This window comes from Citrobacter sp. JUb117, from assembly GCF_024809055.1.
GTDB lineage: Bacteria > Pseudomonadota > Gammaproteobacteria > Enterobacterales > Enterobacteriaceae > Citrobacter > Citrobacter gillenii.
This window is the reverse complement of the sequence record NZ_JANUFB010000003.1, coordinates 237213-258170: the sequence shown is the minus strand read 5'-3', so window position 1 is coordinate 258170 and position 20958 is coordinate 237213. Positions and strand designations below refer to the sequence as shown.

The 20958-nt window shown below is 50.9% G+C and carries 17 protein-coding genes and 1 tRNA gene; 12 read left to right on the top strand and 6 right to left on the bottom strand.

The genetic code is table 11. The annotated features are described in order from the left end of the window. The first annotated feature begins 4 nt into the window (after positions 1-4). Genes M2374_RS08600 through M2374_RS08565 form a run of 8 tightly spaced genes read left to right on the top strand, consistent with a single transcriptional unit; the run spans position 5 to position 11324 of the window. A complete protein-coding gene (locus M2374_RS08600; RefSeq protein WP_181218146.1) occupies positions 5-1189 on the top strand; it encodes a type VI secretion protein in 1185 nt (394 codons plus the stop codon). Next, positions 1161-4547, top strand: a complete 3387-nt coding sequence (locus M2374_RS08595; protein WP_181688745.1) for an ImcF-related family protein — start codon at positions 1161-1163, stop codon at positions 4545-4547. Before M2374_RS08600 ends, M2374_RS08595 begins: the two co-directional genes overlap by 29 nt. Next, on the top strand, positions 4544-6142 hold the full coding sequence (gene tssA, locus M2374_RS08590) for a type VI secretion system protein TssA (protein ID WP_181218143.1): 1599 nt from the start codon (positions 4544-4546) through the stop codon (positions 6140-6142). Before M2374_RS08595 ends, tssA begins: the two co-directional genes overlap by 4 nt. 34 nt (positions 6143-6176) lie before the next feature. After that, a complete protein-coding gene (tssF, locus tag M2374_RS08585; protein ID WP_174361146.1) occupies positions 6177-7943 on the top strand; it encodes a type VI secretion system baseplate subunit TssF in 1767 nt (588 codons plus the stop codon). After that, positions 7904-9001, top strand: a complete 1098-nt coding sequence (gene tssG / locus M2374_RS08580) for a type VI secretion system baseplate subunit TssG (RefSeq protein WP_153880631.1) — start codon at positions 7904-7906, stop codon at positions 8999-9001. Before tssF ends, tssG begins: the two co-directional genes overlap by 40 nt. Further along, positions 8976-9509 carry a type VI secretion system lipoprotein TssJ gene (gene tssJ, locus M2374_RS08575; protein WP_096755711.1) on the top strand — a complete coding sequence of 178 codons (534 nt, stop codon included), beginning with the start codon at positions 8976-8978 and terminating at the stop codon, positions 9507-9509. The genes tssG and tssJ overlap by 26 nt, the downstream gene beginning before the upstream one ends. Then, on the top strand, positions 9509-9952 hold the full coding sequence (tssE, locus tag M2374_RS08570; RefSeq protein ID WP_137362186.1) for a type VI secretion system baseplate subunit TssE: 444 nt from the start codon (positions 9509-9511) through the stop codon (positions 9950-9952). Before tssJ ends, tssE begins: the two co-directional genes overlap by 1 nt. A 1-nt stretch (position 9953) precedes the next feature. Beyond that, the gene (locus M2374_RS08565) at positions 9954-11324 is read left to right on the top strand and encodes a VasL domain-containing protein (RefSeq protein WP_181688747.1); all 1371 of its coding nucleotides are present in this window, start codon (positions 9954-9956) and stop codon (positions 11322-11324) included. Positions 11325-11399: 75 nt separating this feature from the next. On the opposite strand, the gene M2374_RS08560 is transcribed toward M2374_RS08565, so the two are convergent. Together M2374_RS08560 and M2374_RS08555 are read right to left on the bottom strand one after the other, a co-directional pair. Continuing rightward, positions 11400-11475, bottom strand: a tRNA-Phe gene (locus M2374_RS08560). Positions 11476-11580: 105 nt separating this feature from the next. After that, the gene (locus M2374_RS08555; protein ID WP_096755730.1) at positions 11581-12288 is read right to left on the bottom strand and encodes a DUF554 domain-containing protein; all 708 of its coding nucleotides are present in this window, start codon (positions 12286-12288) and stop codon (positions 11581-11583) included. A gap of 468 nt (positions 12289-12756) precedes the next feature. Between M2374_RS08555 and M2374_RS08550 the strand changes: the two genes are divergently transcribed. Beyond that, entirely contained in the window at positions 12757-14892 is a 2136-nt protein-coding gene (locus tag M2374_RS08550) for an ornithine decarboxylase (protein WP_115257507.1), read from the top strand. A gap of 76 nt (positions 14893-14968) precedes the next feature. On the opposite strand, the gene M2374_RS08545 is transcribed toward M2374_RS08550, so the two are convergent. The 4 genes from M2374_RS08545 to mutY form a co-directional block, all read right to left on the bottom strand. Beyond that, positions 14969-16225, bottom strand: coding sequence for a nucleoside permease (locus M2374_RS08545; protein ID WP_096755733.1), 1257 nt, complete (start codon positions 16223-16225; stop codon positions 14969-14971). A 212-nt stretch (positions 16226-16437) separates the two neighbouring features. Then, entirely contained in the window at positions 16438-17523 is a 1086-nt protein-coding gene (gene mltC, locus M2374_RS08540; RefSeq protein WP_181688748.1) for a membrane-bound lytic murein transglycosylase MltC, read from the bottom strand. Between the two features lie 86 nt (positions 17524-17609). Continuing rightward, the gene (locus M2374_RS08535; RefSeq protein ID WP_181688749.1) at positions 17610-17879 is read right to left on the bottom strand and encodes an oxidative damage protection protein; all 270 of its coding nucleotides are present in this window, start codon (positions 17877-17879) and stop codon (positions 17610-17612) included. Positions 17880-17906: 27 nt separating this feature from the next. Next, positions 17907-18959: an A/G-specific adenine glycosylase gene (gene mutY / locus M2374_RS08530; RefSeq protein ID WP_181688750.1), complete on the bottom strand. Its 1053-nt coding sequence runs from the start codon at positions 18957-18959 to the stop codon at positions 17907-17909. 160 nt (positions 18960-19119) lie between these two features. Here mutY and trmB point away from each other — a divergent pair, with 160 nt between their 5' ends. From trmB to M2374_RS08515, 3 genes are read left to right on the top strand one after another with little or no spacing between them, the layout of a single operon-like run. Continuing rightward, the gene (gene trmB / locus M2374_RS08525; RefSeq protein WP_096755736.1) at positions 19120-19839 is read left to right on the top strand and encodes a tRNA (guanosine(46)-N7)-methyltransferase TrmB; all 720 of its coding nucleotides are present in this window, start codon (positions 19120-19122) and stop codon (positions 19837-19839) included. Then, a complete protein-coding gene (locus M2374_RS08520) occupies positions 19839-20165 on the top strand; it encodes a YggL family protein (protein WP_096755737.1) in 327 nt (108 codons plus the stop codon). Before trmB ends, M2374_RS08520 begins: the two co-directional genes overlap by 1 nt. 49 nt (positions 20166-20214) lie before the next feature. Next, complete coding sequence (locus M2374_RS08515; protein ID WP_096755738.1) at positions 20215-20934, top strand: DUF2884 domain-containing protein; 720 nt, start codon at positions 20215-20217, stop codon at positions 20932-20934. Positions 20935-20958: the final 24 nt, after the last annotated feature.

Sequence of the window (20958 nt, the reverse complement as noted above, 5' to 3'; positions counted from 1 at the left end):
AATCATGGGCTGGGAACGCCATAATATTTTGACACCTAAAGAGCCTGAGACGTTGTCGCTCTGGCGCTGGATAATCGCTGGTTTATTATCATTACTGGCGGGTATCTTATTTTTTGTGTTACATGCGAAAAAATATGTGCTTTTCTTGGGTGAGTTTAACATTTGGCTGGTTACATTATTTCCGGTGGTTCTATGGATACTACTAGCCAGTTTGAGGGGGTATTTATACAGCCGGGCACTAGAGGAATTTGAATTTTTGCAAAAGGAAATTTTATTTGCTCAGAGCAAATGGCAGTTATGGGGAGAACGTTCGTTTGTTGTGCTCAATAGTTGTGTATTGTTACCGGATAAAATCACCGTCGCATTTCTTGCAAATCAATCAAAGAATCTTGAAAACCAATATGGACTGGTTCGTCGTATCGACTATTTACCGCAGGTTAAAAATCAATACCATGCTACAACTGTTTTACTTAACTGTATAAGTGAGTCACTCAATGTATTGCCGACAGCTATACCTCTGCATGTAACATTCATCACAGATGCTCCACCAGAAATGCGTCGTTTGCTGAATGTGAACTTTCACAGTATTTGGCAGGCAAGTTTACCGGGCAGACCACAGCCTTCCTCTGTACGAGTAGAAACGCAATTCCCTTGTTATCGACTGGACGTTAATCTGAAAAATGCAGAAGTCAGAAGCGATCTTGTTCTGGTTTTGCAATTTAATGGGCAAAATAGTTACTCCGATGGAATGGCTGCTTTTCTCTTAGTCAGCGATGACGTCGCACGTAATTATAGTCTTAAGGGAAAATGTCGTTTGTTACGTCCGATGCCATTGGATAAATCATGTCTGACACAAGATCTAACCACTTTCTTCACTACTCAGGTTTGTGCGAAAAATACAAAGGCGATTGTATCTGATTGCCAATCAATTGATTCGCTGAATGTGCAGTTATATCCGATGGGGCATAGCTATGGCGCTCACTGGCAGGTGGATAATAGTGTCATTCTCGAAAAATACATGGGAATACCTGGCCCTTTTTCAGGATGGTTATGTGCTGGCGTAGCATCTGATATGGCGCAACATTACACAGACTCATATTTAGCCGTTTCTGTTCAGGATGAACAGTCATATATCTGTACCGTTTTACCCTGGAGTGAGAATGAATACGACAAGCCATCTGTGGCGTAAGGGAAGTCTGTGTGTTCTGATAGTGGCATTTTTGGGGGGACTGGCATGGCTGGTTATACGGTATGGCGATCTGCTGGGGGCTGATTCACCGGCTAAAAAATTACTCTTAGCGAGTTTGACGATAATATTGGCTATTTTGTTCCGTATGTCGCCAGTTTTCACTCGTTACGTAAATCAACGACAGCATCGGGTAGAAGAGGAAAAAAAGGGGGCCTTTCCCGCGAATGAAAACCGAATAGCGCAAACAGTCTCCGGTAGTCTTTTGGTTGAAGAACTGCGCCACGTGCTTAACGCTAATTATGGTCGTCGCTGGCGCGCCAAAACCCGCATCCTGCTGGTGATGGGGGATGCCTCTCAGGTTGATCAACTGGTGCCTAAACTCACCTCTCAGCGCTGGGCTGAAGGTGATGGTGTGGTGTTAATTTGGGGGGGAGATCTGGCTGACACGCCGGATGTCACCTTGTTCAATGCGATACGCAAGCTGCATCGACGCCCACTGGACGGGGCGGTATGGGTAGGTAACCACTTCCAGCAACAGGATGTGCTGGTTCACACCGATCCCATCACTCCCTTAACAGCACAACAGATGGACGACGTTGCTCGCCATCTTCAGGCTATTTTTACCACGCTTCGCTGGCGTATTCCGTTATATCTCTGGTCGCTGCATGGTACTCACTCTGCACATGATGGGGTAGATGCTCAGTCCGCAACCTGTTTGTTGTCACCAGGATGTACCCCTGCATTATGTCGCTTGCAGCTTACCTCGTTGGCTTCACAACTGGCGCAGCAGGGAACGCAGCAGCTCACGCTAAATATTCGCGATAACTTCTTACTGAAAATGGCTAATTTGCTGACGCATAGCGCCGCAGCCATTAGCGATTCGCTAACGACTTTTTTCAGCGCTCATCGCGGCCTCCCGCTGGCAGGTGTGATTTTTAGCCTGTCTGTAGAAGGTACTACGTCGCGAGTGGTACATGCCTGGACGGGTGATGAGCGCTGGCGTGCGCTGCTTGATTCACTCCCCGCATTACCTGCTGAACTAAAGGCACAGCGCACAGGCCGTTCAGGGATGCGTGTGCTTGCAGTCGGTACTGCCGGTCTAATGTTGCTGTGGGGCGCGGGAATGGTGGTCTCATTTCTGGTTAACCGCAGCCTGGTGGTGGAAAGCCGGGATCAAGCTAAGCTGGCTGCCGGTCAGGATAAACCGCTCGCTGAGCGCCTTTCGGCGCTGTCCGCGCTGCAGCAAACGCCTGGTAAACTGCGCTGGCGCCAGCAGAATGGGGTTCCGTGGTATTACCGCTTTGGCTTAAGCCAGAACGATGCGTTGTTGGATGCGCTGTGGCCGAGTTATGCACGTATCGCTATCCCGCTCTTGCGTGATGAAGCCGCAAAGCATCTTACTCAGGAACTCACGGCATTAACCCGGCTCGCGCCAGACAGCCCTCAGTTCGCTGGGCGGGCGAAGAATGCCTACAACCAGCTGAAAATGTACTTGATGCTTTCCCGGCCAGAGCAGATGGAGGCGTCATTTTTTAGCCAGACGTTGATGAAAGACTGGCCTGAGCGGTCAGGGATGTCACAGGCATCATGGCAGGGCGTAGGGCCAGGGCTGTGGCGATTCTGGGGGCAAAATCTGCCTGCGCATCCTGAATGGACGCTGGCGGCGGATAAAAATCTTATTAGCCAGGTGCGTACGCTGTTAATTCGTCAGATGGGGATCCGCAACGGTGAGGCTGCACTGTATCAAAAAATTATTGAGCAGGTGACTCCGCATTACACTGCTCTTCGTCTGGAGGACATGACCGGTGACACCCGTGCGGAGAGCGTATTTTATACCCGAAGTACGATTGCTGGCGTATATACCCGTAAAGCCTGGGAAGAGGAAGTGTTACCGGCGATAGAAAAAGTAGTGAATAACCGCCGGGAAGAGGTGGATCAGGTGCTGGGTGATGATACGCATTCCGCAAGCGATCCGCTCTCCCCGGAGGCGCTAAAAGCGCGCCTTAGCGAGCGTTATTTCACTGACTTTGCCGGGAACTGGCAGGATTTCCTCAACAGTTTGCGCTGGAAGCGTAGCCAGACTTTGAGTGATGCTATCGATCAACTGACGTTGATTGCCGATGTTCGTCAATCGCCTCTGGTTGCGCTAATGAACACACTTTCAGTACAAGGGCGTACCGGATTCACCGGAGAAGCGTTGTCGGACTCACTGGTGAAGTCAGCAAAAGATCTGTTTAAAACCAAAGAGAACCAGACGATTGATCAGCATGCGCGCGAAGACGGCCCCATGGCGGACACGTTCTCGCCGGTTCTCGCCTTGATGGACGATAAATCAGGTGGGCAGGATCTCAGCCATCTGAGTCTGCAAACCTACCTGACGCGGGTTACCCAGGTACGGCTGAAACTCCAGCAGGTGACCAATGCCGCCGATCCGCAGGGCATGAGCCAGGCGCTGGCACAAACGGTATTTCAGGGGAAAACCGTCGATCTCACCACCACGCGTGACTATGGCAATCTGGTGGCTGCGAGTTTAGGGCAGGCATGGAGTGGGTTTGGTCAAACCTTGTTTGTCCAGCCGCTGGAGCAGTCATGGCAGCAGGTTTTGCAGCCGACGGCAGCCGGGCTGAACGCGCAGTGGAAGGCGCTGATTGTTAATGACTGGAACAATGCATTTGGCGGTCGTTACCCGTTTAGTGACGTAGGAAGTGAGGTCTCGTTGCCGCTACTGGCCCAATATTTGCGCAATGATAACGGTCGGATCCCGCAGTTTCTCGAAAGTCACTTAAGCGGTGTGCTGCATAAACAGGGCAGCCACTGGGTTCCTGATACGGTGAATGCACAGGGGCTGGTATTTGATCCGGTATTTCTTGAGACGATGGATACGCTAAGCCAGCTTGCGGATGTGGCATTTACCCGTGGTGAAGCCGGTTTACGTTTTGAGCTACGCCCCGGAACCGCGCGTGATGTCATGCAAACCGATCTGGTGATTGACGGTCAGAAACTCACCTACGTCAATCAGATGCCGATATGGAAAAACATTGTCTGGCCGGCGGATACAGAAGCATCGGGCGCAACCTTAAGCTGGGTGAGCACGAAAACGGGGACCCGAATCTACTCCGATAATCCAGGAACCTGGGGCTGGATAAGGCTGCTTGAGAAAGCGGAGATTACCGATAATGCCGGGGTTAACAGCGGCTTTAACCTGCGCTGGACGGCCCAGGATGGCCTTCCGCTGAACTATACGCTGAGAACGGAAGCCGGTGATGGTCCGCTTGCATTACTCCAGCTACGCGATTTTGAGTTACCCGAGAATATTTTTGTTATAAGCAGTCAGAGTTCATCAGAGGAAGAAGAATGAGCGCCCTGAATCGTCTCCTGGCAGCCAGTATGACTTCGCCAGATGAACAACAGCGGTTGATGGAACAGGCGCAAGCGCAGACTGTGCTTTGGCAGAACTGGCTACTGCCGATTTCCGAGGTGAGTCCTGGCGGCGAAGATCCTGGCTATGATGATGATTTTCAGCGTATGAGAGAAGAGGTCAATAAACTCTCCGGCGCACAAACCGATCTCATCATTGCGCTGGCAGAAAAGCTTCTGACCACCACCAGTAAGGATGTTCGCGTCGTAACCTATTACACATGGGCTCGTTTGCATCGGGATGGTGAGCCTGGCCTCGCCGATGGCCTGACCTTACTGGCAGGTCTGATGCAACGTTATGGCGATAACCTGCATCCTTTAAGAGCTAACAGCCATAAGGCGGCTCTTGAATGGCTGGCTGGCGGACGGATGCTGGATAGTCTGGCACGTTACCCTGAAGTCTCACGACCCGATGCGCAACGAATTACCGGTGCGCTGATATTACTGCAGCAGATGTTTAGCCAGCGGGAGGAGAACCTTCGCCCTGGACTCGGAGCGCTGTATAGCGCCCTGGAGAATCGTCTGGTGCAATCAGGCGGTGCTCAGGCACTGGTCCCGCAAAACATCGGGGTCCAGTCGGGTCGACAAAGCGCAGAAGCGCCAGCGCTCAAAAGTATTGCTTCCGGACGAGAACTGCTTGAGCAGACGCGAGTGCTGGCGAAATATCTCCGCGATCAACCCGACGGTTGGCTGGCGGCGCATCATTTGATGAAAAGCGTGCGGCTGGATACTGTCTGTCAACTTCCACCGCCCGATGGCGCAGGGCGTACGCGTCTGATCCCCCCCAAGAGTGATTACCGAGCCCAGCTCAAGCGTCTGTACTTGCAACAAAGTTGGACAGAGCTGATTGAGTTAACGGACAGTTTATTTGCTGAGGGGGTCAACCACTTCTGGCTGGATGTGCAGTGGTATCTTCATCAGGCGGTCAGTCGGGCAGGTACGCCGTGGGATAAATATCCTGAAATTATTATCAGCGATCTGAAGATGCTGCTGCATCGAATGCCGGGTCTGGATACGCTGGCATTTAATGACGGTACTCCCTTTGCCGATGATGTCACCCGCGAATGGATAACCCGTGATGTTATGCAGGAGAGTGACTGGCAGACAGAGAACATCACGGCGGTTTCTGCCGGGGATGACGACGATATTTTGCTACTGGAAAGCGAGGCTCTGGCGCTAGCCGATAGCGAAGGGATTGAGGCGGCGCTTGCCTGGCTTCAGGCTCGGCCCGGTATTATTTCGGTTCGCCAGCGCTGGCTGCGCCAAATGTTGATGGCTCGCCTGACTGAACAATGCGGCCGCAACGATCTCGCGCTGCATTTGCTTGGGGAGCTAAATACGGCAGCGCAGTCTCTTATCCTCGAACAGTGGGAACCTGAACTGTTATTTGAAGTAAAAGCGAGACGCCTGAAATTACTGCGTTTAAAAGCCAACCGTAGTGAAAGTGATAAAACCCGTCTGGCGCAAGAAATGGACGCACTGTTGTCCGGATTGATCGCCATCGATCCCGCCAGGGCAGCCGTCTTATGCGGCTGAAGCAAAAACAGAAACAGAATAAGCGAACGGTGAAATGGAAGATTTAACTCTGCGTTATTATGATGCGGAAATGCGTTATTTAAGGGAAGCAGCAAAAGAGTTTGCTCAGGCGCATCCGGATCGGGCCGCTATGTTGGATCTGGACAAAGCGGGAATACCCGATCCCTATGTTGAACGATTATTTGAAGGTTTTGCATTTTCCATGGGGCGGCTCCGCGCCAAAATTGACGATCATCTTCCTGAGTTTACCGAAGGTTTGATGAGTCTGCTGTGGCCACATTATTTACGTACTGTTCCTTCTTTAAGCATTGTTGAGCTTTTGCCCGACATTAATGTACTGAAAATGAATGAACGGGTGAGTGCGGGATTTGGCGTACTCTCTCAACCAGTTGGCCCTAAGAAAACGATTTGCCAGTACCGTACCACACAGCCAGTGGCGCTTAATCCGTTGCGTATCACGGCGGTGAATCTGGATGCTGAACCTGACGGCCGTTCTGTTATTCGTATCCGATTTACCTGTAATCCCCAGATGGATTGGTCACAAACTGATGTTAAAAATCTGAGTCTCTACTTGTGCGGTGACGCACCGGTAACACATGCCCTGCATCTGGCATTAACAAAACGCCAGGCCTCTCTCCATCTAAGATTACCTGGCAACTCTGAACGTATTCGCTTGGATGGCTATTTTTCACCAGGAGGATTTACCGAGGAAGATTGTCTTTGGCCGAAGGGGGATACTGTTTTTGGCGGCTGGCAGCTATTGCTTGAATATTTTACTTTTCGTGAAAAATTTATGTTTGTCCATCTTAATGGTCTGGATGAGATAACTTTTCCAGCAGGGATAAATGAATTTGAAATAGAAGTAGTGCTTAATCAACAATGGGATTCTGAACTTCCAGTAAGCAGCGAAAATATACGTTTGCATTGTGTGCCGGTTATTAATTTATTCACCATGGAGGCTGACCCGTTGGTCGTTAATGGGTTAGAAAGTGAATATTTATTGCGTCCGCGAAGATTGCAGGATGGGCATACCGAAATCTACTCTGTGGATGCAGTTTCGGGGTCGCAACGAACGCGTAGCGCTGTCTATGTTCCGTTCACTAGCTTCCGCCATAAAGGGGGACTAATGCACCGTAACGCACCGGAGCGTTATTACCATACCCGCGTCAGACGTGGCGTGGCGGGCCTCTATGACACATGGTTGATTTTGGGAGGCGATGCCTGGGAGCAAGAGCGTATCGCGGAACACGAAACGTTGTCATTGAAAGTGACCGGGACCAACGGTCAATTACCTCGGCGGGCTTTGCAGAGCGCTTTGCTTAATCGGTGTGAACAAATTCTCCAGACGCCGCTTGCGGTACGCAATCTGTGTAAGCCGACCTTACCTGCTTATCCGCCTGCCGAGGACCGCTTTCACTGGCGAGTATTGAGCCATTTAGGATCCAGTTTTCTGAATATGATGGCCAGCGCAGAAGTGCTCAAGGGAACGTTGTCTCTCTATAACTGGCAGGATGATGAACTTAATTACCGTCGTCTGGATGCCATTATGGATGTCCAACAGCATGAAATTCAGCGCTTTGAAAAAGGGTTTTTGCTTCGCGGTGTAGATATTGAAGTCACGCTTGATGAGAACGGATTTACAGGCGAGGGTGATATTCATCTGTTTGGCGAAATGCTTAACCGTTTTTTTGCATTGTACGCGGATATTCATTTGTTTAATCAGCTTACTTTAATCATTCAGCCGGCAGGGAAAAGCTTGCGATGGAAAGAGAATCACAATCAGCGACTGCCCGGTTGCTAAATACGCTTGGCGAAAACCTACCGCGAACAAACTTTTATCGCTTCTGCCAGTTACTGGAGCAGTGGAATCCGCACATGCCCTGCCCGGGAAGCCAGCAGAGTCCACGGTATGATGTCATTCGCTTTCGGCCTCATCCTGGGATGGGATTTCCGGCGGGAGAGCTAAAAAGTGCCGAATATCATCCTGAGCAAACAACGTTTCCGCCCACGGTTCGCATCACCTTTATGGGGCTTTATGGTGTGGAATCACCTCTGCCGACAACCTATCTGGATGATATTGCCCAAAGGCAGGAGGGGTCGGATGTTGCCGCTGAATTCCTGGATATTTTCAATCATCGTTTAATTGCGCAGTTTTACCGTATCTGGCGTAAATACAGCTATCCAGCGACTTTTCGTCCCGGAGGTACGGATGAGACGTCACAGTATTTGCTCGGGTTGACGGGGCTGGGGATCCGTGGTTGTGCAACGCAAACAGGTACGCCGGTCTCTCGTTTTCTGGCTTTGTTGGGAATAATGAGAATGCCGACGCGCACGCAGGAAGGCATCGCCGCGCTGGTGTATTTACTCTCGCCAACAACGAAGGTGACCGTGACGCCGCATGATAAGCGAGTCATCTTGCTGGATAAGGCGTTAACAATGCGCTCACGACAACCTGTTAGCCTCTATTCCCGCCCAGTGATGGGACAAAGTGCCGTGGATGTTAACAGTCAGGTGCTGATTACGCTGACCACGGATAACCGCGAGGAGATACGTGACTGGCTACCTGGTGGTCAGCTAAACGGTGATTTTTTAGCGCTAATGCATGTTTATTTAGGTGCCAGAGTAAACGCGAGGCTGCAATTACGCATTCCTCGCTCGGCACTTGCGGATGCTCAACTGACCAGTAGCAAAAGTGAACGAGCCGTACAGCTCGGTCGTACAGCGGTGATGCGGCTGGATAACACGAATAACGCAGAAGCAATGAATCAACTTATAACCATTAAACTTGGACTCTGGCAGAGTCTTAAACAAAATATTCAGCGGAGGGAAGCCGATGAGACTGGCGATTATCGCTATTAACGTTGCCGTAATAACCGGAATAGCCAGTTTACTAACCGGATGTGGTTTGACGCAAACGGTATCTGAAAGCACGGTATCATTAACTAAGTCAATTTTTTATAAGGAAATAAAAACGCTGCATTTAGATTTTCTGGCAAGAGAAGCGGTAAATAAAAATGCGCAGGGTATCGCACTTTCAACGGTTGTACGTATTTATCAACTAAAGGATCGTAAGGCATTTGATTCTGCAAATTATCAGTCATTATTTGCAGAGGATAGCACTGTGGTGAAAGCAGATTTAGTGGCACAAAAAGATATCAGGGTCCGTCCGGGGGAAAGCGTTACGCTCGATATTCCATTAGAAACAGAAGCACAATATATCGCTGTAGCAGGCATGTTTATTTCCCCCGAACAATCTGAAGATTCATGGCGAGTAGTATTAAGTCGTGAGGACCTTGATCCTGATAAGGCGCGGATTATTGAATTGAAAACTCAGGGACTGGCGCTCATGCCACTGGAGGACGAATAATGGTCAGACAACCTTCTCTGTATGACATTTTACTCGGGAATTTCGAAGGGGGGCTGCCTTTGCAGGCGGTCAGCGAAAACACACAGGTCATTCTGTCTGTTCTGGACAATATGCAACGCATTCTGAACACTCGCGCTGGCAGCCTCAAGCATCTCCCCGACTACGGCCTGCCAGATATGACGAAGATCCTCCAGGGTATGCCGGGGACAGCCCACCAACTTATAGGAACGCTTTCTCAGGTATTGCTGAAGTATGAGCCACGACTCAAAGGTATTCAGGTCACGATGCAGGAACAGGAAGCGCCGGGGCATTTACGTTATTCCATCGATGCTGAACTTCATGATCTTGGCGTTGTTCGCTATGGCACAGATTTTACCCCTGAGGGGCGAGTACTGATTCGTCACTTAAAAAGGCAGGGTTGGCTTGATTCTGGAGTTTATTAACATGGATAAAAACCGAATCAGTACGGGCAGCGATCCGCGTACTTTCGCAGAGTTTGGGGTGCTGCGGGATGAAATCAACAAGCTGACGCACCCTGCGCGTCCGGATGTTGACTGGCAAAAGGTTGAGCAGTTAAGCCTGGCGTTGTTCCGTAACAATGGGATCGAACTACAAACCCTTGCCTGGTATACCGTCGCCAGAATACGTAATGCGGATCTTATAGGGCTTGCTGAAGGTTGCGAACTCCTTGAAGCTTTACTCACGTATCACTGGACTACAATATGGCCGCAACAAACTCATGCGCGCATTGACATACTGGCCTGGCTGTCGACCCGACTACAGCAAGAATTGCGTACATTGACGCTGTCATATGCTGATCTCGCGACGGTGTATCGGGTTGAAAAAAGTTTGAAACAGGCCTGTGAAGTATTGCAACGCCTTGAATTGAAGACGCTAAGCAAACTGGAAACCGTTGTTGCCTGGATGCACAATGCGGCTTTGCGACTGGAGACGTCTGAAGCAGAGTCGGGAGCCGCAGTCGTGATGGCATCCGCACCTGCCTCTGGCGAGCATAAAGAAATGCGCGCTGTTACGGTAAATAATATCTCGACTTCCTTACCTCAACTGGTATTTGTGGTCAATGAAACTGCACCATCCGAGCAAGTGAATACCGCAGGTTTTACCACTCATGTTTCTTCCGGGCGCCGACAGATGTTGCAGGGTTTTGCGACTGGCGTGCTGTTCGCCGCTGTGGTGAGTGTTGGTATTGTTTGGGGGATCAACGCTATGCAGGCTTCGCAGTATGACGTGGTGCAACCGTTGCCGATGTCACTGACGCCTGCACAGTTGTCGGTCTTGAAGCAATCTTCAGACCTGGATGAGAAAAAACAGAATGTTTTGGCTTCTACGCAGAAGCAGCTCGATGTTTTACATCACCAGCAACCTTTGTGGTCAAGGGAATATGCCTCAGCGATCGCGCAGCAGGCAGCTACTCTGTGGCCAGAAGAAGCACAGGCTGCTGAGCTCGTCAGCGGATTATATAAACAGTGGGCTACCGAAGCGTTGCCGGATGGCGCATTACAGAACTGGCATCATGCACAGCTGGGGCTGGAGACGTTAACTGCCCAGCTAAATGCGCTTGATGAGCGTAAGGGGAAATATTTAACCGGTTCGGAATTGAAGTCCGCGATTTTTGCTATTCGCCGTCAACTGGATGAAACGCCACCGCCAGAAGAATTACTGCGTAAAATGGACGTAGAATTGAAAACACAAGGGAGTATATCGCCAGCTTTATATCAGCAGCTTGATATGCGCCTGAATCAGCTTCTCAATCGTTATGCGTTGTTGAAACAAAGCGTTAAACGGAGCGAATAATCGCACGACGTTTAATGAATAGCCTGTAGTCCCAGAAAGCAAAAAACCAGCCCGTAGGCTGGTTTTTCTAAATAGTGGTGCCCGGACTCGGAATCGAACCAAGGACACGGGGATTTTCAATCCCCTGCTCTACCGACTGAGCTATCCGGGCAACGAGGCGCATTAAAACCGATTCGCTTCTTTTCGTCAACGAAATTTCTTCAAATCAATGCAGACTGCACAATCTATCACCACATTGCTGGTATTGCACGCATTCTCAGGCAAAAAATGCCGTCCACGCGGCGGAAAGCGGCATGGCCAATAGCAGGGCAGGTAGCATATTCACGACGGCAAACATTTTAATTCCGCAGATACGCAAGCCGGTTGCCAGCAACAGCAAGCCACCTACGGCGCTAAAGTCAGCCATCATGGCAGGCGTCGTCAAAGGCAAGATCAGCGCGGCGCAGGCAGCGAGCGTCAGCTGGATTGCCAGCATCGGCACACAAATGGCGGATACCGCAATCCCCAGCGAACAGGCGAAGATGATAGCGGTGAAGAAATCGAGAAACGACTTCGCGATTAAAATATTCGGATCGCCGGTCATTCCTTCATGTATCGCCCCAAAGATCCCGGTTCCGCTGGCACAAAACAGTACAATGATGGCGACAAAGCTTTGAATAAACGATTCGTGCGTTGCATTGGCATCTGACTTTGAGAAAAGCTGCTGCGCTTTGGCGACCGCCGCATTAATCCCTTTTTCCAGATGGCACAACTCGCCAATCAGTGCGCCGACCAGCGTTGCCAGCACCATAACCGGCAGGTTGGCGCATTTGATTACCAGCAAGATACCAATGCCCAGAGAAGCCAGTCCGAAAATAGAGGTCATTGAGACCCGAATGCGTTCGGGTAAATGCTGGCTGAGCAGCGTACCGAGAACGCCACCAAGTAAAATAGCGCTGGCATTAATAAAAGGTCCGATTACCACATGAGCTCCTGCATACCCGTTATCGTCTTGATGATGAAGGCAATTTTCGGGGTATATTTATGTTTTCAGATTGCATTATTATGACGCTATTGTCCGGCAAAATGCTTGTTTATCTGTGGGGATATGCATAGGATTTTGTCTTGCGCCTGGTAGTGAAAGGTGCCATGATTGCGCGAATTTTCTCCTGTCTGAATGGGGTTGCCTGGGATGAATCAATTCCCCCTACATCACCTTCAACATCGCCTTTTTGCGCGACGTTCTCCCCTTTCTACGACACATCCTCATTCTCCCTCCATGCGGTGACGGCGGCGTACGCTCACTGCAGGATAACAGTAAGATCAGAGGCTATCTGCTTTTACTGATGTCTGGCGGTCGGGGCTGGTAACCAGTTTGACCAAACATTTCGTGGGATAACGCCGTGTGGCATTGTCCGGGACTTTGACTTTCCCGAAACGGGTTTTTGCGCTTATGAAATCAATGAAAATTGCCGCCAGTGGTGAACTGGTCTCTTGTCTGTCTACCCATCGTCAGGTGGTGTCACTGGACGGTACCGATTTTACTGATGTTGCGGCAGTCGTCATTACCGTTGCGGACAGCCGCAGCGGGATCCTCGCGTTGCTTAAACGCACAGGTTTTCATTTACCGGTGTTTATTTTCTCAGAGGTTACTGTCGAATTACCTGCGGGTGCAGAGGCGGTTATTGGCGGTAACGCACAGGACTGGCTGGAGCTGGAGTCCGCCGCATGTCGTTATGAGGACGATCTGTTGCCACCATTTTATGACACGCTGACGCAGTATGTCGAAATGGGCAACAGTACCTTTGCCTGCCCAGGCCATCAGCACGGTGAATTTTTTAAGAAACATCCTGCCGGACGGCATTTTTATGAGTTCTTTGGCGAGAATTTGTTTCGCGCGGACATGTGCAATGCTGACGTCAAGTTGGGCGATTTGCTCATTCATGAGGGGTCGGCAAAGCATGCGCAGAAGTTTGCGGCAAAAGTGTTTAATGCAGATAAAACATACTTTGTGCTGAACGGCACCTCTGCTGCCAATAAAGTCGTGACCAACGCGTTGCTGACGCGTGGCGATCTGGTGCTGTTTGACCGTAACAATCATAAATCAAACCACCATGGTGCGCTGATCCAGGCCGGCGCTACACCAGTCTATCTGGAGGCGGCGCGTAACCCGTTTGGCTTTATTGGCGGCATTGATGAGCACTGCTTTAATGAAGCGTATCTGCGCGGGCAGATACGCGACGTCGCACCACATAAAGCCGACCAGCCGCGCCCGTTCCGTCTGGCGATTATCCAGTTGGGAACCTATGATGGGACCATTTATAACGCGCGACAGGTGATCGACAAGATCGGCAGTTTGTGCGATTACATTTTGTTTGACTCTGCCTGGGTTGGTTACGAACAATTTATCCCGATGATGGCGGATGGCTCGCCATTGCTACTGGATCTCAAACCCAACGATCCCGGGATTTTTGTCACCCAGTCGGTGCACAAACAGCAGGCCGGGTTCTCACAAACCTCGCAGATCCACAAAAAAGATAACCATATTCGCGGCCAGGCGCGTTTTTGCCCGCACAAACGGTTGAACAATGCCTTTATGCTGCACGCCTCCACCAGCCCGTTTTACCCGCTATTTGCCGCGCTGGACGTTAACGCAAAAATCCATGAAGGTGAGAGCGGACGCCGGTTATGGGCGGAATGCGTGGCGTTAGGAATTGAGGCACGTAAAGCCATTATCGATCGCTGTAAGCTGATTCAGCCCTTTATTCCCCCGATGGTGGGGGGGAAGCCCTGGCAGACATACCCGACGCAGGTTATTGCCAGCGAGCGTCGCTTCTTTAGCTTTGAGCCGGGAGCAAAATGGCATGGTTTTGACGGCTATGCGAGCGATCAGTATTTTGTCGATCCGTGCAAACTGCTGCTGACCACGCCGGGCATTGATGCGCAAACTGGGCAGTATACTGACTTTGGTATACCAGCGACGATCCTCGCACACTACCTGCGAGAGAATGGTATTGTGCCGGAAAAATGCGACCTCAATTCAATCCTGTTCCTGCTGACGCCAGCAGAAAGCGCGGAGAAAATGGCGCAGCTGGTGGCGATGCTGGCTCAGTTTGAACAGCACATTGAGAACGATACGCCGCTGGCAGATGTGCTGCCCACAATCTTCAACAAATACCCGATGCGCTATCGGGATTACACGCTGCGTGAACTGTGTCAGGAAATGCATGACCTGTACGTGAGCTTTGATGTGAAGGATCTGCAAAAAGCGATGTTCCGTCAGGAGAGCTTACCCGCTGTTGCCATGAACCCGCAGGATGCCAACAGTGCTTATATCCGGGGAGATGTTGAGCTGTTGCGCATTAGTGATGCTGCCGGTCGTATCGCGGCAGAAGGTGCGTTGCCTTATCCTCCCGGCGTGTTGTGCGTAGTACCCGGTGAAGTGTGGGGCGGAGCGGTACAGCGTTACTTCCTGGCGCTGGAAGAGGGCGTTAATCTGCTGCCGGGCTTCTCACCTGAACTGCAAGGGGTTTACAGTGAAACGGACGCCGACGGTATTAAGCGTCTGTACGGATATGTTCTGAAATAAAAAACGGATCGCGCGGCCGATACATTTCCGGCAAAAAAAGGGTCACCGTCAGGTGACCCTTTTTAATCAATGAAGATTAGTGTGCGATAGTCTGCGTGCCAGCCGGAGTGCGAACGTGTTTGTACTTAAACAGTGCGACGAAGGCAAAGGCCAGGAACAGTGAGTAGCCCGCGAAGATCAGCCATACGCTCTGCCAGTCAGTAATGCCGTTCAGTGTGAAGTGTTCCACCACTTTACCGCTCACCAGACCACCCAGAATACAGCCAAAGCCGTTGGTCATCATCAGGAACATACCCTGTGCACTGGCGCGAATTTCCGGACGAACTTCTTTTTCCACGAACACCGAACCGGAGATGTTGAAGAAATCGAAGGCGCAGCCGTAAACAATCATCGACAGAACCAGCAGCACGGTACCGAACGGAGTCGGGTCGCCGTACGCAAACAGACCAAAACGCAGCATCCACGCCACAATACTGATCAGCATAACGTTCTTAATACCGTAACGGCTTAAGAAGAACGGGATGGTCAGGATAAACAGGGTTTCTGAAATCTGCGAGATGGACATCATGACTGACGCATGCTCGACGATGAAGCTACCAGAGAACAGCGGGTTATTATCGAAGCTGTGCAGGAAGGTATTACCGAACATGTTGGTAATTTGCAGTTCTGCGCCCAGCATCATCGAGAAGATGAAGAAAATTGCCATACGCTTGTTTTTAAACAGGGCGAAGGCATCCAAACCCATCATTGATGTCCAGCTCTGATTTTTCTGCTGATTAGCAACCGGAATATGCGGCAGCGTCAGGGTGAACAGTGCCAGTACCACGGACAGAATTGCGCCGATATACAGCTGCATATGGCTCAGTTCAAAGCCAGAGAAGCTTACCGCCCACATGGCCAGAATAAACCCGATGGTGCCCCAGATACGGATTGGCGGGAAGTCGGTGACAATATCCATCCCGGCAGACTGCAGGCGATAGTAAGAAATAGTGTTGATTAACCCCAGCGTTGGCATATAGGCCAGGGAGTTAAGCAGGATCACAAAGAACATGGCTCCAGGCGTGGTGACCTCGGCGGCAGCGAACAGCGTACCCGCACCCACCAGGTGGCAAAGAGCATAAACCCACTTGGCACTGATCCATTTGTCGGCGACGATACCTAACAGCGTAGGCATAAATACGGCGGCAATCCCCAGCGAGCTATAGACTGCGCCAATAGAGGCACCGTCGAATTTAAGGGTGACAAACATATAAGAGCCGAGGGTCGTGAGCCAACTACCCCACAGGCAGAACTGCAGAAAGGAAAGGACTTTCAGCTGCAGCTTAAGATTCATGTTAATTTCCTCACATCGTAATGCGGATGGATGTTTTAAAAAGCACATTTGCCGTTTCAATATGATGTGATTCTATCAATGAGAAGGGGTGTTTTTTTGTTAGCTGTGACAAATATTTGCAAACAATTTCCAATTGCAAAGCAAAATAGTGACGGAGTTAACACTTTTACCCTCTTCTGCCGCCAGCTTCACGCGGCCGAAGAGGGTAAACATTACCGACGTAGATAGGATTTTTGTGCAGAATTGACCTTATAAAGGTAGCGGCGTGATTCCGCCGACGGATGTCGGGTGGTTAATGTTTGATAAACGTCTCCCGACGACATGCTGTTGATGATATTTGCTGCCTGAATTTTATCGCTGGAGAACACACGCAGCACGCTGCCTGCCCCACCGTTATACGCGGTAATGACGGCGTAACGACGTGAGGTTGGGTTATCGATTCCGCCCAGGTAGACATTGTTGAGCATCGCCAGATAGGCGGTACCGGTATCAATGTTGTTGGCCGGGTCAAACAAGAAGCTACGGCTTGGCGTACCGGAACGGCCCTGTGAGCGGAATACATCCTTCCCGGCGCTGTGCTGCACGACCTGCATCAGGCCCAGTGCATCAGCATGGCTGACCGCATACGGGTTAAAGGAGGACTCGGTTTGCATGATGGCGAGGATCAGCGCCTCGTCGACGCCATACTTACGCGATGCCTGACGAACCATGCCGATATACTTATGCGCACGCTTATCAAGGTGGTTTGGCACCAGGTTAATTGTCACGCTGTAGATAATGCGCAGGCCGTTACTCCGGCTCTTCAGTCGCGTTTGCAGCAGGTAGTTGGCGAAGTTTGTCGCGCGTCCCTCCCAGCGAATAGGCTGACCGGTATTATCAACGACCTGCCCGTAGAGGAACGGCTCTTTGGAAATCTTGATATCGTCGACATCGGAATAGAGATCGATGGAACCCGGATCGTCTCCCATCAGCAAGGTCTTGATTATTGCCCGTCGTAAATGCCCGGCAGGATCTGTCCCGGCGATGGTCTCCACGGTTATGGTACCGTCATCAAAGTTGATGTGGCTGCGGGTTTGATACTGATCGGTATACTTGACGTAGTCCTTCGGACCCGCGATCAGCACTTCTTTAAATCCCCACAAATTCTCAATGTTATGGGCAAACTGCCCCATCAGAATATCAAAACCGTTGGTATCCTTGACCCAGGCTTCGTTATAGGAATCGCCTTTTTTGGTCGAACTGGAACAGGAGATGAGCAACGGCGCAATAACGGCAAGCGCGAGAAATTTTTTCATCATTCCGGGGGTGCGTGTTGTGTTGGTTATTTGCAAGGACCAGATTAAATCGTCGGCCGGATAAGCGCAGCGCCATCCGGCAACGGTTCTTATGACTCTGGCGTATAGCCTTCAATGTGCACTTCCTTGCCTTCAAACAGGAAGTTGATCATCTCCTGTTCCAACAGCTTGCGGTGCTCGACGTTCATCATGTTGAGTTTCTTCTCGTTAATCAGCATGGTTTGCTTGTGCTGCCACTGTGCCCATGCTTCTTTCGAAATCTCGTTATAAATGCGTTTTCCCAGATCGCCTGGGTACAGCTGAAAATCCTGACCTTCTGCTTCACGTTGCAGGAAAGTACAAAAAATCGTTCTGCTCATAAAAAATCCTCTTTATCGACCGGCACGTTAAACCTGCGCACCGACGCGTAATTGCTGTAACAAACGCTCCACGGGAGCCGCCAGTCCGACCGACGGCGGTTGCGCTAAGTTATACCAGAGCGCGTTGCCTTCATCCATGCAGGTGGTGAATGAGGACACGGGAAGCCACATAGGCACAATATCTAAGTGGAAATGACTAAAGGTATGGCGAAATGCAGTAAGCTGGGTCAGATTATCTGCGTTAATTTGCCGTTGCGCCAGCCACTGATGCAGTCCATCTTCATCTTCAAACTGCGGAAAACAGTATAATCCGCCCCATAAGCCGCTAGGTGGACGCTGCGCGAGTAACACCTCATCGTTATGCTGCATCAGTAAAAAATAGCCTGTGCGCTCCGGTAACGTCTGCTTGGGCTTTTTACCCGGGTATTGTGCCCAACCTGCATTGGCGGTAGCCACACAGCCATTTTGTAATGGGCACAGGGCGCACTTAGGTTTTGAACGCGTACAGACTAGCGCGCCTAAATCCATCATCGCCTGATTAAATCGTTCAACGCCGTGGGCGGGTGTAACCTGCTCACTCAACGCCCACAGTTTTTTCTCGACCTCTTTTTTCCCCGGCCAGCCGCTGACAGCATAACAGCGTGCCAGCACGCGTTTGACGTTGCCGTCGAGAATCGGAAAATGCTGACCCAAAGAGAGCGAAAGGATCGCGCCTGCGGTAGAGCGTCCAACGCCGGGCAGGGCGGCAACTTCATCAAAGGTTTGCGGGAAGGTGCCGCCATGCAGCGTCGCCACCTGCTGAGCGGCTTTATGCAGATTGCGCGCACGCGCGTAATACCCCAGCCCGGTCCACAAATGCAGGACTTCATCAAGCGGGGCATGGGCTAAATCGGTTATCGTTGGAAAGCGCGCCATAAAGCGTTCAAAATAAGGAATAACGGTCGCAACCTGAGTTTGTTGCAGCATGACTTCAGAAAGCCATACTTTGTAAGGCGTCTTGTCAATTTGCCAGGGCAGCGTTTTCCGCCCGTATTTGTCGTACCAGCTCAACACCTGAGCTGAAAATTGAGACGCTTGCATGATTACCGTTTCATTATTGCTGGGGGCAAGATTGCAGCACAGAGGTCGAAGGGTGTAAACCGGAACTTTCCGCAGCTGACTCTCTTCCTTTACTTGCATCCGGCAACTAACTTTGGATAATGCCCGTTTTCAGAACTCAAACACAGCAGACTAAACTTTTATGAAGAACGACGTCATTTCACCGGAATTTGATGAAAACGGTCGCCCGCTGCGCCGGATTCGTAGTTTTGTTCGTCGCCAGGGGCGACTGACTAAAGGGCAGGAACACGCACTGGAAAACTACTGGCCGGTGATGGGCGTTGAGTTCAGCGAAGCGCCGGTCGATTTTGCTGCGCTGTTTGGCCGTGACGCGCCGGTGACGCTTGAAATAGGTTTCGGTATGGGCGCTTCGCTGGTGGCGATGGCCAAAGCGCGTCCGGAACAAAACTTCCTCGGTATTGAGGTCCACTCTCCGGGCGTTGGCGCCTGCCTGGCTTCGGCGCATGAAGAGGGCGTCGAAAACCTGCGCGTGATGTGTCATGACGCCGTTGAAGTGCTGCACAAAATGATTCCTGACAATTCTTTATCGATGGTTCAGCTCTTTTTCCCTGACCCGTGGCATAAAGCACGTCATAATAAACGCCGTATCGTTCAGGTACCGTTTGCTGAGCTGGTGAAGAGTAAGCTGAAGTTGGGCGGTGTTTTCCACATGGCTACCGACTGGGAAGCCTATGCGGAGCACATGCTTGAAGTGATGTCCTCCATTGACGGGTATAAAAACCAGTCTGAGAGTAACGATTATGTACCGCGCCCACCATCGCGCCCGGTAACCAAATTTGAACAACGTGGCCATCGTCTTGGCCACGGCGTATGGGACTTAATGTTCGAGAGGGTGAAATAATGGCAAAGAACCGTAGCCGTCGTCTGCGTAAAAAAATGCATATCGACGAATTCCAGGAAGTCGGATTTTCGGTTGCATGGCGTTTTCCGGAAGGCACATCTGAAGAGCAGGTCGATAAAATCGTTGATGACTTTATCAATGAGGTTATTGAGCCGAACAAGCTGGCCTATGACGGCAGTGGCTATCTGGCCTGGGAAGGTCTGATCTGCCTGCAGGAAATCGGCAAATGCACTGAAGAACATCAGGCAATCGTGCGTAAGTGGCTGGAAGAGCACAAACTTGAAGATGTGCGCACCAGCGAACTTTTCGATATTTGGTGGGACTAAGTAGCACAGGGTCGGCAAATGCCGGCCCGATTTGTATTGAGGGATAGATATGATGCGTAAAACGCTGCTGGCGGCAGTCCTGACGTTCACGGCGATGGCCGCACATGCTGATTATAAGTGCAGCGTCACCCCGCGTGACGATGTGATTGTGACTCCGCAAACGGTGCAGGTGAAGGGTGAAAACGGCGATCTGGTGATCACGCCAGCCGGGAATGTTACCTTCAACGGTAAGCAGTACACCTTAAGCGCCGCACAGCGTGAGCAGGCGAAAGATTATCAGGCGGCGTTGCGTAGCAGCCTGCCGTGGATTGACGACGGCGCCAGAGCACGCGTCGAGAAAGGTCGCATCGCGCTGGACAAAATTATCGCCAAAGAAGTCGGTGAAAGCAGCAACATGCGCGGTCGTTTAACCAAGCTTGACGCCCAATTGAAAGAGCAGATGAACCGGATCATCGAGCATCGTACTGACGGTCTGACCTTCCATTATAAGGCGATTGATCAGGTCCGTGCTGACGGGCAGCAGCTGGTGAATCAGGCGATGGGCGGCATTCTGCAGGACAGCATCAACGAAATGGGTGCCAAAGCGGTGCTCAAAGGTGGCGGTAACCCACTGCAGGGTGTGCTCGGTAGCCTCGGCGGTTTGCAAACCTCCATCCAGAATGAATGGAAGAACCAAGAGAAAGACTTCCAGCAGTTTGGCAAAGATGTTTGCGCGCGCGTCGTGACGCTGGAAGATGACCGTAAGGCATTGGTTAACGGTCTAAAATAGCATTTACCTCTCTTTAACGGCACA